We start from the raw sequence: 15,827 nt of genomic DNA on the forward strand, positions 1-15,827 counted from the left end.
GCCCCTATTCTGTCTGGAAACGGGCAATCTGCTCAGACAGGTTCTGAGCCAGTTCCGATAGATTCTCGCTGGCCTGTGCAACCTGGCCCGTCGACGTCGCTGTCTGCTCAGCAACTTCAGCGATTTGCTCAATATTGGCATTCATTTCCGAGGAGACCGACGACTGCTGTTCTGTTGCGCTCGCGATCTGCGTACCCATCTCGGAGATCAGGTCAACGCTTGCGAGGATTTCAACAAACGCCTGTCGGGTCCGGCGGACCATGTCGACAGACGCATCGCTCTCGCTCAGGCTATGCTCCATGCTGGAGACTGCCTCCCCCGAGCCCGACTGCAGCCGTTGTATGCTCTGATGAATTTGTGCGGTCGAGGTCTGGGTACGTTTAGCCAGAGACCGCACCTCATCGGCCACCACCGCAAACCCCCGGCCATTGTCGCCGGCCCTCGCCGCCTCGATCGCAGCGTTCAATGCAAGCAGATTGGTCTGCTCCGCAATATCATTGATGACATCCACCACAGAGCCGATTTCCTGGCTGTATCCGTTCAGCGAGTTCACAGAATCGGTCGCTTTGCGTAAGGCTTCTGCGAGATCGCTGATCTGGTCAGTGAGGCGATTAATCAGCTGCTGTCCTTCTGTTGCCTGCTGGTTGGCCTTGCCGGCCGCTTCCGCAGCCTTCCCCGTATTTTCAGCCACTTCCCTGACCGTGGCAGACAACTCTGTCATGGCCGAGGCCACCTGTTCGGTTTCCCGCTTTTGCCGCCCGACCCCTTCGGCACTTTCTTCCGTCACCGCAGATAGTTCCTCAGAGGCTTGGGCTGTTTGCTCCGCCGACTGGGAAACCTGCCTGATAATGCTCTGGAACTCATCCGCCATATCATTAAGCGAGGCGCCGGCCTCCGCCAACTCATCCTTGCCCGAAGAACTCACCCGATGCGTGAGATCCCCCCGGGCCAGAGCACTCGTAGTCGCCATCAACGCAGAAATACCGCTTCGTACACTCAGATAGAAGGTTGTGAACAGGTAGGCCACCGATAACAGAACCACCACAAGGACCGTCAGGGTCAGGTTGAAAACCCCGGTAGCATTGGCTTCCCGCTCACCAAGTGCCCTGTCAACCAGGGGCACCAGTTCGTCAAACTGGTCGTAGACGGTCGTAATCGCTTCCGTTGCCAACGTCACAATCTCGTCCGGTGACGCCATCCGGCTGCCCGGCTGAATTAGGCGCTCCTCCAGTAATCCGATGTAGCTTTTGATTGCGAGATCTGCCTCCCGGGAGAAAACACCAAGCTCATTACTCTCGGCATCCCTGAAACTCTCTGCCCGTTGCAGATTGTGCTGGATGTCTCTGCCGTCCCGCTGAATCTGACTGCTCAGAGCAATAAGCCTGGTCTGACTGTTATCCGTATGTTTTCCCCGGGCGGCCACGCCTACGCCAACACCTCTGGCCTGCCCCATCATTTCCACCACTCCCGGATAGGACGAGGTGACCAGGGTGATCAGGTAATAGGTATCCGGAGAGGGGTCGAGAATCAGGTTTGACTGTTCACCAATCCGGTCAATAAGAGAAAAAAGGCCCTCCACGAGATCCACGTGTCTACGGAAGCTCTCCGCGGGCGTCATCTCCTCCAGGCCCTTTGTCAGGCTGTGCCAGTCATTCTCGAGACCGCTCACCAGCTGTTCTTGAGGGAATCTGAGCATTTCAAGCCGCGACAAGCTCTGGCTGATCCCGGTCTGTAACGCTTGCAGGGGGGTTGCGAACTGGCTGGCACCATTGAGATAGGCGGCCGACATGCCCCGATGCTCCTGGACTTTCTCGAGCACATCCCGGACCAGTATGAGGTCCTGCAGGCCGGCTCGCTGGGCAGTGGTAAACTGCCTGGAATCAGCGGACTCTTTCAGGAGCAAAGTACTGATTATCAGCATCGGAACCAGAAACACGACAGCGATGACAGCGAATTTTTTCCTGAAACTGAGGCTGCGCATCATTGCAGTCCCCGGACGAAGAATATGGTTAAACATCAGCGCGCCTTATTCTTTTTGTTTATGTCTTATAATTTTTGTATCGCTTCAAGCTACACCTCAATACCTGGCGCACCTATGACTTTTGTCAAGATCTCCATCTCTGCGACGAAAAACCGCACGGGTATGCGCCACGGTTGCGGCCAATGACTATCGCCTGGCGTGGGGCGGCCTGAATCCCATGAAGGCCATCGGGCGTATCAAGGAGATGCTGTTCCGCGAGGGGGTCTGAGGCCCGACCTTCAAAACCCGGGCTTCCCAGCGGCATCCGGGTGGCCCGGACACAGTACTTCCACGGACGTGAGGGTGAATCTGTTTGCGCTTTTCCTGACCCCGGGTTAGATTCATGTCAAATCCCTTTGATTCCAGAATTGCCTTGCGACCTGAAACTGCCCTGACTCATTCCCGGATTGTCATCCCTGACAAGCCCGGCCTCCCTACAGCGTTACTTTCCTGACGCTGGGCTCGCGCACGCGCCCGGTCCAGCTACCAAACAAAATTCACGATTACCTTACCGGAGACAAGCATGTCCGATTTACCCGCTATTATTGTTGCCGAAGAAGACTACAACCGTCTTTCCGCCTTGCTGGAGAAGACCGACGACCCCACCGGCGTTGCCGAGGGGCTGGAAGATGAGCTCAGCCGCGCTGACCTCAAGCCCCTGGCAGAGATTCCGGCGTCCGTTGTGGTCATGAATTCCGTGGTCGTCTTTGAAGACCAGGACAGCGGCAAGGAGCGACGCCTTCAGCTGGTTTACCCCCACCAGGTGGATGGCAGTGCCGACAAAATTTCCATCCTGGCCCCGGCCGGCGCCGCCATGATCGGCCTGAGCATCGGTGACAGCATCGAGTGGCCGGTGAAAGGCCGCAAACCCCTGCACCTGAAGGTAGTCAGCGTTACCCGGCAGGCGTAACCGACAACCCGTAATACCAGTACGGCGGGCGCTCAGCGCATATCGAAGAATTCCCGATGCAAGCGCCTGCCCGGCACACCCCATTGGCGGAACTGTCGGAACAGTTTTTCCCCAAGGCCCACGGGTCCACAGAACCAGAAGCTGGCCTGCTGCCACCCCGGAACCGCGTTCCGGATATCCTCAGGTGTCAGCCGACCCTCGATACGACTGCATCGAATGACCAGGTTAACGCCCGCCGCTTCCGCATCCGCCCGCAACTTTGCCAAAGCCTCCTCGCTGACATCCGCCGTAGGATGGAACAGGTAGACGGTGCGGTTGTCCGGTTGGCCCGCCAGACGACCCATTCGGGCAATAAACGGAGTAATGCCGATGCCCGCCCCTATCCAGACCTGGGTGCGGCAATCATCTTCAAAATCAAAGCCGCCATAGGGCCCCTCCAACGTAACTGGCATACCCTCGCAGATCCGGCGGCTGGCCCGGCGGGTGTGATCCCCCAGTTCCTTGACCACAAACTTCAGGCACCGGGTTTCCGGGTTCCAGTCTGATGCAATGGTGTAAGGGTGCGGGCCTTCCGCAGCATCCGACGTGATAAAGGCAAACTGCCCGGGGCTATGGCCAGACCAACCCTGCGTTACCTTCACCAGAAATTCGAAAACTTTCAGGTCCGGATATCGGGTGACCGAAACCACCTCCCCCGGTACCTTCCGAACCTTGCCCGGCCAGCCAACCAGCAGCAAAACGGCTGCAACACTGCCAGCCACAACAGCGACCTGAGTCAGCCAGCCAATGGGCGCTACCCAGTAATCAAACTCCATCAGGATGAAGCTGTGCCAGGCCAGGGGCAGGAAAACTACCGCCAGCAATTTGTGGGTTTTACGGAACAGGTGGTAGGGAAAGGCCTTCACCAGCGCCAGCACAATCAGCACGGCAGCCGCATAGAAGGCCCATTCTCCCAAAGTTTCTGCCAGCCCCCGCTGGCCGCGGAACCAGGCTTCAAGGCCGGTGAGTTGCTGCCCGGCCCCTTTGCCGGCCGGCTTCTCCAGCCAGCCCCAGCCCACCATCCACTTGGTGCCCTTCGCCCACCACCAATGCAGCATGGCCAGCACCAGCGAGCCAATGCCCAGCCATTTGTGCAGCCGGTACACCTTGTCCAGGCCACCAACCCAACGCTCCAGAACCCGGAGCCGCAGCGCCAGCACCAGGGCCACCGCCATCATGACCACCGCCAGGATGCCGGAATACTGCACAAACACCGACCGGAAAGGAAAGTAAGCAAACGGGCTCACCCAAAGGCTATCGGCTGCGAACCAGACAGCACTGACGACTGCAACCAGCCCCCAGAAAAACAACGGAATACGCGACATGGCAATTTCCTCTGCGTCGCCATCAACAAATAGCAAACTACGCTTACCGCCGATCGTAATGCTTGAGGTAAATCAAACCGCGGGACCTCTACACGGCTTTTACCTACACCCCGAACCACGGCTTGTTCACCTTGCTTCTTGCGTAACCGGCAATCACCTACCAGAATAAAGCAATTGATTACTTTCTTTCAGGGAAGCTCCAATGGCAATCGCAAAAGCGCCCGATAAACGCACCTACCAAAGCACCGAACTGCGCCAGTCCGCCACCATTGAGGCGGTTGTGCAGTTGTGTGCCGAGCAGGACCCGGCCACCCTGACCACCGCCCGGATTGCCGAGGAAGTGGGGCTTTCGCAGGGAGCGCTGTTTAAACATTTCCCGAACAAGAACCGGTTGTGGGAATCCGTGGCAGGCTGGGTCTCGGAGCAGCTGACCAGCCAGGTGTTCCGGGAGGCGGACCGGCACGAGCACGCTGACCAGGCCCTCGAGGCCATGTTTTTCGCCCATGTGCGCTTTATCGCCCGGCACCCCGGTATTCCCCGCCTGATGCTGGGTGAACTGCAAAAACCCGGCAATGGCCCGGCCAAAACCATCGTCCGTCAGACCCTTGCCCGCTACCGCAAAAAGGTGGTCGGGTTACTGCAGCTCGGCATCGATCAGGGGCGCATAGCCGCCGGTATCGATACCGAGGCGGCGGCGGTGTTGTACCTCGGGGCCATTCAGGGGTTGGTGGTTCAGGGCATGGTCAGCGGCGAAATTGCCAGCCTTGAGCAGACTGCCCCCCGAATCTTCAAACTTTACAGCGCCAGCTTCCAGGAGATGACCAATGACCCGGAAAAATAAACTGACCCTGGCGCTGACCCTGATTGCCGGCATTGTCTTTGTGGTGATCATGGTAAAGCTGAAACAGCCACCGGAAAGAGTCGAGGCACAGGCAAGTGCAACGCCGGTGCGGATTATGGAAATCACTCCCCGTGAGTTCCGTACCGAAGCCCGCGGTTATGGTCAGGTGCTGCCGGCCCGAAGCTGGAATGCGGTGGCCAACGTGGGTGGCCGGGTTATCTGGAAACACCCGGAGCTGGAAAGCGGCAATCTGATCCCAGAGGGCACGCGACTGCTTGAGATCGACCCGACCCGTTACGAACTGGCCGAAGCCTCCGCCAGGGCGGACCTGGCCGGCATTGAAGCGGAGCTGCGACAGCTGGACCAGGAAGAGCGCAATACCGGCGAGTTACTGAAGCTGGAGGAGCGCCGGTTAACACTGGCCCGGCGCGAGCTGGACCGGGCTGAAACCCTGGTGGCGCGGGGTGCCCTGTCGCAAACCCGGTACGACGAGCAGCAACGAGCCACCCTGCAACAGGAGCAGGCGGTCCAGACCCTGCGCAACCAGCTGAACCTGGTTCCGGTCCGGCGTGACACCCTGCAGGCCCGCAAGGCCCGAGCGGAATCTGCCCTGGCCAGTGCCCGGGAAGACCTGGACGACACCCGTTTCGAAGCGCCCTGGGATCTGCGGGTACACCAGGCCGACATCGACACCGGCCAGCATGTCAGCCCCGGGCAGACACTGTTTATTGCCGACGATATCACCCGCGCCGAAGCCACCGTGCAGCTGGAAGTGGCAGAACTGCGCCGGGTGCTGTCGCAGTTGTCCGGGGGCAGCCTGCCGGAAACGGGTTCCACCAACCACTTCACCGACTTTCATGATCGATTGCCCCTGGATGACCTGGATATTCGGGTAACCCCCACCAACGTGCCCGATGTCCACTGGCCGGGTAAACTCACCCGGGTCACCAGCAGCCTGGACCAGGCCACCCGCACAGTTCAGGCCGTTATTTCTGTAGACGAACCCTACCGCAACGCCAACCCGCCGGCGCGCCCACCCCTGGTCCGCAACATGTTCGTACAGGCCAGCATTACCGCGCAGACTCCGGAGCCTGTCATCGTCATCCCGGCCAGCGCCGTGCATCAGGGTGTGGTGTACCTTGCTGACGAGGACAACCGCCTGCAGCGCCAGCCAGTGTCTGTCGCCTGGCAACAAGGTGAAGATGTCATTATCGATGACGGGCTGGCACCGGGAGACCGGCTGGTTCTGGATGACCTGGTTCCGGCCATCGACGGCACCCTGCTGGCCCCGGGAGATCAGCCATGATCCGCTGGTTCGCGGGGCACCCGACCGCCGGTAACCTGCTGCTGATCCTGATTCTGGCCGTGGGCCTGTTCGCTGCCCCCAATCTGACCCGGGAAACCTTTCCCGACTACCTGCCGCCGGAAGTCAGCATCACCATGGAATACCGGGGCGCCACCGCCGCGGATGTAGAGGAAGCCATTTGCCAGCGGCTGGGCGAAGCGCTACAGCGGGTGGATTACATGAAGGAGGTTTCCTGTACCGCCCGGGACAACCAGGCCCAGACCATTGCCAGCATGGAACCCCGGGGCGATATGGGCCGGTTCCTGGACGATATCCGCACGGAAATCGAAGCCCTGACCGACCTGCCCGAAGAAGCCGAAGACCCGGTCATCCGGGAGCTTTATCGCACCAGCCTGGTCGCGGCCATCGCGGTGTACGGGCCCATGAGTTTCTCTCACCTGGAAGCCTACACCAGCCAGCTGGAAGACCGCCTGTTCGCCATGGACGGGGTGGCCGATGTGATTCCCGTGGGCCTGTCCCAGCGCCAGTGGCACATCGAAGTGTCCCGGGAACTGTTGCGCCAGTATGGCCTGGGCGTGCGCGACATCGCCCGGGCCATCAACAGCCAGAACCTGGACATGCCTCTGGGCACCATCGAGACCGACAGCCAGGACATCCAGCTGCGGTTTGTGGATGAACGCCGTTCCCTGCAGGCCCTGGCCGAACTGCCTGTGATCGGTGGAGCAGCCGGCGCTGTGCTGACGCTGGGCGACATTGCCACCATCACCGAGGCCCACGAACGGGAAGAGGAACGGGTGGATTTCAACGGCCAGCGCGCTATCGTTCTGGAGATCCACAAAAACCGCCATGACGATGCCCTGCGGGTGATGGATTCCCTGGAAGCCTTTATCGACGAGGAAAAGGGCCGCCGTGGCGGCAATGTCGAGCTGGAAATCACCCAGAACATGACCTCGATTGTGAAGGACCGTCTGCAAATGCTGGTGGGCAACGGCATCACCGGCCTGCTGCTGGTAGGCCTGGTGATGGCCCTGTTCTTCCGCCCCCGCCTCGCCTTCTGGGCGCTATTCGGGCTGCCGGCTGCATTTGCCGGTGCCTTTGTGGTGATGGCCCTCACCGGCCTGTCCCTGAACATGATCACCCTGGTGGCCCTGCTTATGGCCATCGGTATTGTGATGGACGATTCGGTGGTCATCACCGACAATATTGCCCAGTGGCACGCCGACGGCAACAGCCCGCTGGAGGCGGCTGCCAAAGGAACCCGGGAGATTCTGCCAGGGGTGCTGTCCTCCTTCCTGACCACGGTTTCCGTCTTCATCCCGCTGGCGTTTCTGGCCGGAGAGCTGGGAGCGGTGCTGGAGGTACTGCCGGTGGTGTTGATTGCCGCGCTGGCCGCCTCGCTGATCGAAGCCTTCTGGATACTGCCTCACCATCTTAAAAGCGGCCTGGGCAAGAGGCGCGAGAAGGCCCCTTCCCGCTTTCGTTCCGCCTTCGACACCGGCTTTGAAAGCGTCCGGGAGAAAGTGGGGCAACTGGCCGACGGCGCTATCCGGTTCCGCTACGGCGTACTGGCCGCCATGCTGCTGATACTGCTGGGCTCGGTCGGTCTGATGGCCGGCGGCCATGTGCGTATGGAAGCCATGCCGGAAATCGACGGCGACGTACTGGAAGCCCGGGTGCTGATGCCCCAGGGCACGCCCCTGCACCAGACCCGGGCCATTACCGAACGCATCACCTCGGCCATGCTCCGGCTCAACGAGGAATACACGCCAGACCAGCCCGACAAGCAAGCGCTGGTGCAAAACATCCAGACCCGCTTCAACCAGCACGCCGACGCCGGTGAAAAAGGCGCCCACGTGGCCACGGTGATGGCCGATTTGCTGACGGCGGAGCTGCGCACCGTGGACCTGGCCACCCTCACCGACCGCTGGTATGAAGAGATCGGAGATATCCCCAGCCTGATCGCCCTCAATATCCAGGAACCCGGTTTCGGCCCCGCGGGCATCCCCATTGAAGTGCGCCTGCAAGGTACTGACCTGGATGAGCTGAAGGCCGCGGCCCGGTATCTGAGCGACGAAGTTGCCCGTTATAACGGCACCTTCAACGTGCTGGATGATCTTCGCCCCGGCAAGCCCCAACGCACCCTGTCGTTGAACGACCGCGCCCTGTCGCTCGGATTGACGGCATCCGACGTGGCCAGCCAGATTCGAACCGGGCTGCTCGGGGATATCGTGGATACGGTGCAGATTGGTGATCAACACATCGAAATCCTGGTGCGCCAGACCAGCGCCGAGCGCAACACCCGCCAGTTCCTGGAAGACACCGTGATCACCACCAGCAAGGGCCATATGGTGCCCCTGCGGGAGGTGGCCGATATAACCGAGGAACGTCAGTGGGCGCAGGTGACCCGGATTGACGGCCTGCGCACGGTCACCGTGTCTGCCGATGTTAACAGCCGGACAACCAACGCCGATGCCATCGTGGCGGATTTGCAGAGCCAGGTATTCCCGAAACTTCAGGAACAATGGCCGGAGATTACCTTGCAGGTAGAAGGCCAGACCGCCCGCTCCCGGGAAACCGGCCAGTCCATCGCCCGGGGATTGCTGATCGGCCTGCTGGGAATCTTCCTGATCCTGTCGTTCCAGTTCCGTAGTTACCTGGAGCCGATCATCGTGATGCTGGCCATCCCGGTGGCCTTTATGGGTGCCGTCTGGGGGCACCTGCTGATGGGCTACAACCTGTCCATGCCGTCACTGATTGGTGCCGCGTCACTGGCCGGGATTGTGGTGAACAACGCCATCCTGCTGGTGCAGTTCATCAAGAGCTACCGGGAACAGGGCATGAGCGCGCAGGAAGCCGCCGGTGCTGCCAGCCGCGCCCGCTTCCGGGCCATTCTGATCACCACCAGCACTACGGTGGCTGGCATGCTACCGCTGCTGGCGGAAACCAGCACCCAGGCCATGGCGGTGATTCCGCTGGTGATCTCGGTGGTGTTCGGCCTGCTGGTGTCTACCGTGCTGATCCTGGTGGCCTTGCCAGCGCTCTATGCCATTCTTGAGGATCTGGGCTGGGCCCGGAATAACGGGTCCTGACGCGAAAGGCCGGGTTCAATGCCCCGGCCTTTCGCTATTGGTCATGCGCCCACCAGTTCCATCCCCGGTTTGCCATACCAGTAGCCGTTACACGGCGGCGCTTCAACCAGTTGCAGCGGGTCGGCAGCCGGCACTTCACCCCGGCGTACCTGGTCAAAGCGTTTGACCACCTCGTCCATGCCCTGGTGCTCCGGGCTCAGGCGTACGGTACTGACGCCCATGCGCTCCATATCCGGTAATTCCCGCATCAGGTCATAGCGGGAACCGGAGAGTGTGGAGATACCGTTAATACGGAACAACTCCTGGCTCTCCCGGGTGCGTAGCTCCATGCCATCCGGATGCTCCAGGCAACGGAACTCGCAATTGTCCTTGGGCAGGTTGTAATGGCGGGCGGTAAAGCAGCGGGACGACCAGGCCAGCGGCAGGAAGCCCCAGGAGAACACCTCGGCGGGCAGGTCCAGACCTTCAGCTTTCAGCTCCCTGATCAGCTGCTCCAGGGTCTCCTTGCCCAGTTCCACCGGCAGGTTCCAGCCCCGCAGCCCCTGCCTGGCCAGGATCTTCAGGGTGGCGGTGTTGTAGATGTTCATGGACGGGCCGGTGATGAACGGAATGTTATTCCGGATAGCCACCTGCAGGGCACTCTGGTCATTGGCTTCCACCAGGAACTCGTCCTGTTCGCAGAACCGGCGCAGGCGGCGCAGGTCCGCCTCGGATTCGATCAGTGTCAGGGTGGAGAGAACCACATCCTTGCCGCAGGCTTTCAGGTCCCGGGCCAGGTCCAGCCAGTCATCCGGTTTAAGCTCGCGCCGGCGGGAGCACACCACCTCGCCCAGGTAGATGGTATCCACCGGCCACTCGGCCGCACTGGCGTAGAAATCAAAAACACTTTGCTTGGACCAGAACCACAGGATGGGGCCCAGAGATAACTTCATCATGATCTCAGCACCTTACTTCCACTTGCGATGGTATGCACCAAGGGTGGTGAGACCACCTTCGGACAAACCGGCCAGGGTCGACTGCCACGCCGGGTCGACCGCGAATTCCGGCCCTGTTTCCAGCCTGTCCAGGGCCTGGCGCCAGGTGCGGGCCACATCGGCGATATAGGCGGGACTGCGCTGCCGGCCTTCAATCTTCACCGCGCTGATACCCAGGGCCTTGAGCTCTGGCAGCAGGTCCAGGGTATTCAGGCTCACTGGTTCCTCGATGGCGTGGTACACATCACCCTCCACCTCAAACCGGCCCTTACACAGCGTCGGATAGCCGGCAGGCTCACCCCGGGCGTAACGATCGATCAGCACCTCATTGAGGCGGGATTCCAGCCCGCCATCGGCGGTCTCTTCCCAGCGCACCGCCTTGGCCGGCGAACAGGCCCCCTTGCTGTTGGGGGATTCGTCGGTGAGATAGGAGGACAGGTAACAGCGGCCCTCGGCCATGATGCACAGGCTACCGAAGGCAAACACCTCCAGCTCAACCGGGCTGTGTTTCGCCAGGCCCTTCACCTGGTCCAGCGACAGGACCCTGGGCAGCACGGCACGACGGATACCGAAGTTGTCCTTATAGAACCGCAGCGCTTCGTAGCTGGTGGCCGAGCCCTGAACGGACAGGTGGCGGGGCAGCTCGGGATAGCGGTTGGCGGCGTAGTCCAGCAACCCCATGTCTGCCAGGATCACCGCATCCACCCCCAGGCTGGCAGCCCGGTCCACCGCAGCGGTCCACTGCTGCCAGCCCTGGGGCTGGGGGTAGGTATTGATCGCGCAGAACACCCGGGCGCCCTTGCCATGGGCATAGGCAACGCCCTCAGCGGCCCGCTTGTCGTTGAAGTTGAGGCCGGCAAACTGACGGGCGTTGGTGCTGTCCCGGAACCCCAGGTAGACAGCGTCTGCGCCGTTGTCGACGGCGGTTTTCAGGGCGGGCAGGCTGCCGGCAGGGCAGACAAGTTCCATGGCATTCTCCGATGGCTGAAAAACTCCGGGAGACGCTAACGCTAAAGTGCCCGAGCTGCCTTGACCGTTGTCAGCGTAGCAACCGCAGGGCCGTTGACTACCCATATGGTAGTATCCTACGGGATATCACCTATCCACAATTACACGCTTTTAAATCAACCGATTAACATAGAGTTACAGGCACTTTCATTCAGTAACTACCCCCTCGCGTACCCCATGGTGCCGATATCGGCAACTGGCCCCCTCAACGACAATGGCGGCACGACTTAATGAAGGGGCAGACCCATGAACTTCATCAACAACCTTTCCATGCGCGGCAAGCTGATCACACTGGTGGTGCCGGCGCTTCTTGTCATCATGTTGTTCGCCATTGGCAGCATTACCGAAAATGCCGCCGAGTACAGGAATATGAGCCAGTTGCAGGCCATGGTGAACCTGGCGGAAATGGGTGATCCACTTGTGGAGACCTTACAGAAAGAACGTGGCCGCTCGGCGGTGGCATTAGCTACGGAACCACGCTCCGACGCCGAGCAGCAAGCTTGGCGAGTACTGGAAAGCCAGCGCCAGCAGACCAACGCCGCCCTGAGCGACTATCGTTCGGAATTGCAGGCATTGTTGTCTGACACCAGTTTTGATGGAGCCGTGACAGAGAGTATTGACCGCTTGGAGACAGAGCTTAATCGCCTCACCTCACTCCGGAAGGATGTCGATCGCCGTAGCCTGAATGGCAGCGAGGCCGCAAGCCGCTACACAGGGCTGGTTACCGAAATTGTCGACCGGGTTCCCCTGCTGGTCCGTCGTGCCACCGATGCAGAGCTTACCCGTGAGATCAACGCCTATTACGCCCTGGCACAAACCTCCGAGATGGCAGGCAGGGCGCGGGCTGCAGGCGCCGCGCTGATCCGCTCCGGTGATTTCGACCTCCCCGCGGTGGGGCGGGTCGCAGCACTGAACGGAGAGCAGAATGCCTGGTACCGAACTGCCATTGACATGCTTGCCTCTGATGACCCCTTGCGGCGAAAACTGGGCGGATTCGTAGCTGGCACTGAAGTGCAGGCACTTCATGCCCAACGGGAGAGCCTGCTCAGCAGTGCATCTGGCATGTACGCACTGGATGCCAACGAGTGGTTCGAAACATCCACCCGTGCCATCGACGCACTGAACACTATCCGCCAGGAAATGCTGACCCAGGTTGAGGTCATGGCAGCAACGGCAGTTGCCGGGGCCAGAAATGACCTGATCAGCGCCTCGGTGATCGCGGGCGCAGCCATTGTGTTCGTGATCGTCCTGATGACCATCATCATCCATGCCATCCACCGGCAGGTAAACCAACTGCTGACCGGTGTGCAGTACGCCATGGATGAAAAGGACCTGACCCGGGAGATTCCAGTCTCCAGTAACGACGAAACCGGCACCATCGCCAAGGCGATCAATGGGCTGTTTAACCGGTTCGGAGAGGCCCTGGCCCAAATCGACAAGGCCAGCGTGCAACTGGCCACCGCCACCGAGGAGACCAGCTCCACCGCCAACCAGAACACCTCCCAGGTGAAAGACCAGCAGCAACAGATCGAGCAGGTGGCCGCGGCCACCGAGGAGATGTCTGCGACGTCCGAGGAAATCTCCCGCAACACCCAGCAGGTGGCGGATGCGTCCAGCAGCGCCATGGAAAAGAGCCGCACCGGTGAGCAGGTCCTGCATTCCAGCGTCCGCCAGATACGCGACCTGGCCGGCTCGGTGCAGGAGGTGAACCAGGTAATCGAGGAACTGGAGAACCGCAGCAGCACCATCAGCGACGTCGTCGACGTCATCCGCAAGGTGGCCGACCAGACCAACCTGCTGGCCCTCAACGCCGCCATCGAGGCTGCCCGGGCCGGAGAACATGGTCGCGGCTTTGCAGTGGTTGCCGATGAGGTTCGTACGCTGGCACAACAGACCCACGAGTCCACGACGCAGATCGAGGAAATCATCAACGGCTTCAAGAACATTACCGACAGCGCCAGCCGTTCCATCATTGCCAGCCACAAGCTGGCGAATCAGACCAGCTCCCAGGCAGAGCAGATGGAGCAGACCTTTGCCGACATCCTGATGGACGTGAACAGCATCTCTGACATGGCGACCCAGATTGCTACGGCGTCGGAGCAGCAGGTGTCGGTCACCCGCGAACTGGCGGGCAATATGGAAAGTGTCAGCGAGTCCGCCATCCTGACCCTCACCGGGTCACAGGAGATCACCCAGGTAACCACCGAGCAGGCCCGCCTGGCCCGCGCGCTGCAGGACCTGGCCAACGAGTTCAAGGTCGCATCCTGAGGCGTAGCGGGGCAACCTACCCCGGATAGCAAAAAGCCCGGCCATCACGACCGGGCTTTTTGCCTTTCAGGAAGTCCCGCCGGGTTACAGCAGGTCCTCATCCGAGCTTTTCGCCTTGCGCACATCCCGGGCGACGGCCCAGCAGATAACGCCAAGCACGCCCAGGGTCAGGGCCGGCCAGATGAGGATGTAGGCTCCATAGACAAGTTCGCTGTTCATTTTGCTGCCTCCGGTACCATGTAGGATTCGTCCTCGACGTTGTCGTAGTCACCGACACGCTGGGCGATCAGGTCAAAGTCAAAACGCTCCTTGCTGAACAGGGTCATGGCAGTGCACACCACCGCGCTGGCGCCATAGGCGGTCAGTGAAGCCACCAGCACCATATAGTCCCGCAGGAAACCAGTGGCAAACACCAGCATCGCTGCCAGGGTAATCACCCCGGCAACCAGCCCCGCGGCACGGCCAAAGAAGCCGAACACCATCAGGCCAATCACTACCGCACCGCCGACCGACGCAAGACTCTCGAAAAACAGCACGGTCAGGCCGGTCATTTCCAGCAACTCAAAGCGCGCAATGCAGAACAGCGCCATGGCTGCCACCACGGACCAGGTAAACGCCGCATTGGTCACCCGGTCCCAGTAACAACTGACGATGACCGGAAACACAATGGCGCCCCACAATGCGCCGACGAACACCAGCATGACCAGGATATCCAGCGAGAAGCTGGCGAAGATCAGCCCGGCAACCGTGGCCACGATCATGGTGATACGGCCCACCAGCATCATGACGCGAGGGCTGGGGTTATCACCTGCGATGTTCTTGCCATACACGTCCGCCATCATGATGGTGGAGAGGGCCGACAGGTCCGAGTCCGCCGTGGAGGACAGCGAGCCGATCACAAGGACAAAGAACAGGGCGACGAAGACCGGTGACAGGTACGTGGAAACCATCTGCGGGATCAGGTTATTCATTTTTCCGTCAATGGGTTCCATACCGACTGACAGCGCCATCAGGCCGATCATGCCCAGGCCGATCACAATGGCGCCGTAGCCGATGGTTGCTGTCACGAAGGTGGACTTGATGTGTTTCTCGCGTACTGCGAACAGTCGCTGGGAAATGGTCTGGTTACCAATGGCATAGGCCAACACGGCCACAAAGAAGGGAGCACCCTGGTGCAGGATGGCTTCCACGGAAAACAGGTTGGCCTGCTCGTCAGTCAGCCGGCTGAGCCCCTCCACCATGACCGAGGGGCCACCTGCGGAGAACAGCACCGCCGGGATAATGATAATGGCGATGGCCATCAGTGCCACCAGCTGGGCAAAGTCGGTAAATACGGAAGCCCGGAAACCCGAGGTGAGCGTGTAGGCCAGCACCCCGACCCCGGCCACGATCACTCCGGTTTCAAAGGACAGCGGTGACAACACGGATACCAGGGCGCCTGCCGCCGTGAAGTTGACCATGAGGCTGATCACACTGCCGAGGATATTGGAAACGGCCAGGATCATCTGGCTGGATGCGCCATGGCGGGCATGGATCAGTTCACCCAGGGTATGCCCATTCGGTGCCAGTTTGCGGAAACGGCGACCAAAGGGATAGATGAAAAGGATCATCAACGCGCCCCAGAGCCCGTAATGGATAGGGCCGGAAACGCCATAGGTGTAGCCGGACGTGGCCGCAGCGTAGAAAGACGCAGCCCAGATCCAGGTGGCGGTCATACTGGCTGCCCCCATGCCGAAGCCAACATGGTGGCCGGCCACCATAAAGCCGGAGGTGTCCTCTTTGTCCTTGCGGATCAGCAGGGTAAGGAGGTACGTGCCGCCATAGAAGGCAGCAAGCAATAACAACACGGTAAGTGTAGAAAACTGGGTAAATCCGTTCTCGTTCAAGTCAGGGCCTCTTTTTCTGAAACACAGGTATCCCTCCGGGGCCGGGCCAATCATTGGCGGCCGCCAGGCACAGGGGTCTGGGGTTTCCCGCGTAGGGTGTTAACGGGCAGGGTGGGCTTTTCCAGCCCGGTTTCAGTGAGGCTAAGGGAAGCTCAGGTGTG

General features: G+C 60.5%; 12 protein-coding genes. 6 read left to right on the forward strand and 6 right to left on the reverse strand.

Annotated features, from left to right (window positions below; translation table 11 throughout):
- Window positions 1–4 precede the first annotated feature (4 nt).
- A complete protein-coding gene (locus tag BM036_RS07395) occupies window positions 5–1,984 on the reverse strand; it encodes a methyl-accepting chemotaxis protein (RefSeq protein WP_177186021.1) in 1,980 nt (659 codons plus the stop codon).
- A 118-nt stretch (window positions 1,985–2,102) separates the two neighbouring features.
- Here BM036_RS07395 and BM036_RS20075 point away from each other — a divergent pair, with 118 nt between their 5' ends.
- Both BM036_RS20075 and rnk read left to right on the forward strand, forming a co-directional pair.
- Entirely contained in the window at window positions 2,103–2,249 is a 147-nt protein-coding gene (locus BM036_RS20075; protein ID WP_177186022.1) for a hypothetical protein, read from the forward strand.
- A gap of 294 nt (window positions 2,250–2,543) precedes the next feature.
- Window positions 2,544–2,930 (forward strand): nucleoside diphosphate kinase regulator, encoded by a 387-nt coding sequence (rnk, locus tag BM036_RS07400; protein WP_091850043.1) that lies wholly within the window; start codon window positions 2,544–2,546, stop codon window positions 2,928–2,930.
- Between the two features lie 32 nt (window positions 2,931–2,962).
- On the opposite strand, the gene BM036_RS07405 is transcribed toward rnk, so the two are convergent.
- Window positions 2,963–4,294: a ferredoxin reductase family protein gene (locus tag BM036_RS07405; protein WP_091850045.1), complete on the reverse strand. Its 1,332-nt coding sequence runs from the start codon at window positions 4,292–4,294 to the stop codon at window positions 2,963–2,965.
- Window positions 4,295–4,496: 202 nt separating this feature from the next.
- On the opposite strand from BM036_RS07405, the gene BM036_RS07410 reads away from it, so the two are divergent.
- Genes BM036_RS07410 through BM036_RS07420 form a run of 3 tightly spaced genes read left to right on the forward strand, consistent with a single transcriptional unit; the run spans window position 4,497 to window position 9,530 of the window.
- A complete protein-coding gene (locus BM036_RS07410) occupies window positions 4,497–5,135 on the forward strand; it encodes a TetR/AcrR family transcriptional regulator (RefSeq protein ID WP_091850047.1) in 639 nt (212 codons plus the stop codon).
- Window positions 5,119–6,441: an efflux RND transporter periplasmic adaptor subunit gene (locus BM036_RS07415; RefSeq protein ID WP_091850049.1), complete on the forward strand. Its 1,323-nt coding sequence runs from the start codon at window positions 5,119–5,121 to the stop codon at window positions 6,439–6,441. The genes BM036_RS07410 and BM036_RS07415 overlap by 17 nt, the downstream gene beginning before the upstream one ends.
- Window positions 6,438–9,530, forward strand: a complete 3,093-nt coding sequence (locus BM036_RS07420) for an efflux RND transporter permease subunit (protein ID WP_091850051.1) — start codon at window positions 6,438–6,440, stop codon at window positions 9,528–9,530. Before BM036_RS07415 ends, BM036_RS07420 begins: the two co-directional genes overlap by 4 nt.
- Before the next feature lie 41 nt (window positions 9,531–9,571).
- On the opposite strand, the gene BM036_RS07425 is transcribed toward BM036_RS07420, so the two are convergent.
- Window positions 9,572–10,465, reverse strand: a complete 894-nt coding sequence (locus tag BM036_RS07425; RefSeq protein ID WP_091850053.1) for a U32 family peptidase — start codon at window positions 10,463–10,465, stop codon at window positions 9,572–9,574.
- Window positions 10,466–10,477: 12 nt separating this feature from the next.
- On the reverse strand, window positions 10,478–11,473 hold the full coding sequence (gene ubiU / locus BM036_RS07430; RefSeq protein ID WP_091850055.1) for a ubiquinone anaerobic biosynthesis protein UbiU: 996 nt from the start codon (window positions 11,471–11,473) through the stop codon (window positions 10,478–10,480).
- A gap of 285 nt (window positions 11,474–11,758) precedes the next feature.
- Between ubiU and BM036_RS07435 the strand changes: the two genes are divergently transcribed.
- Window positions 11,759–13,780, forward strand: a complete 2,022-nt coding sequence (locus tag BM036_RS07435; RefSeq protein WP_091850056.1) for a methyl-accepting chemotaxis protein — start codon at window positions 11,759–11,761, stop codon at window positions 13,778–13,780.
- 84 nt (window positions 13,781–13,864) lie between these two features.
- On the opposite strand, the gene BM036_RS20200 is transcribed toward BM036_RS07435, so the two are convergent.
- Together BM036_RS20200 and BM036_RS07440 are read right to left on the reverse strand one after the other, a co-directional pair.
- Window positions 13,865–13,999, reverse strand: coding sequence for a putative transporter small subunit (locus BM036_RS20200; protein ID WP_218144789.1), 135 nt, complete (start codon window positions 13,997–13,999; stop codon window positions 13,865–13,867).
- Window positions 13,996–15,666, reverse strand: a complete 1,671-nt coding sequence (locus BM036_RS07440; protein WP_091850058.1) for a sodium:solute symporter family protein — start codon at window positions 15,664–15,666, stop codon at window positions 13,996–13,998. The genes BM036_RS20200 and BM036_RS07440 overlap by 4 nt, the downstream gene beginning before the upstream one ends.
- Between the last annotated feature and the right edge of the window lie 161 nt (window positions 15,667–15,827).

The organism is Marinobacter segnicrescens (genome assembly GCF_900111555.1).
Lineage (GTDB): Bacteria > Pseudomonadota > Gammaproteobacteria > Pseudomonadales > Oleiphilaceae > Marinobacter > Marinobacter segnicrescens.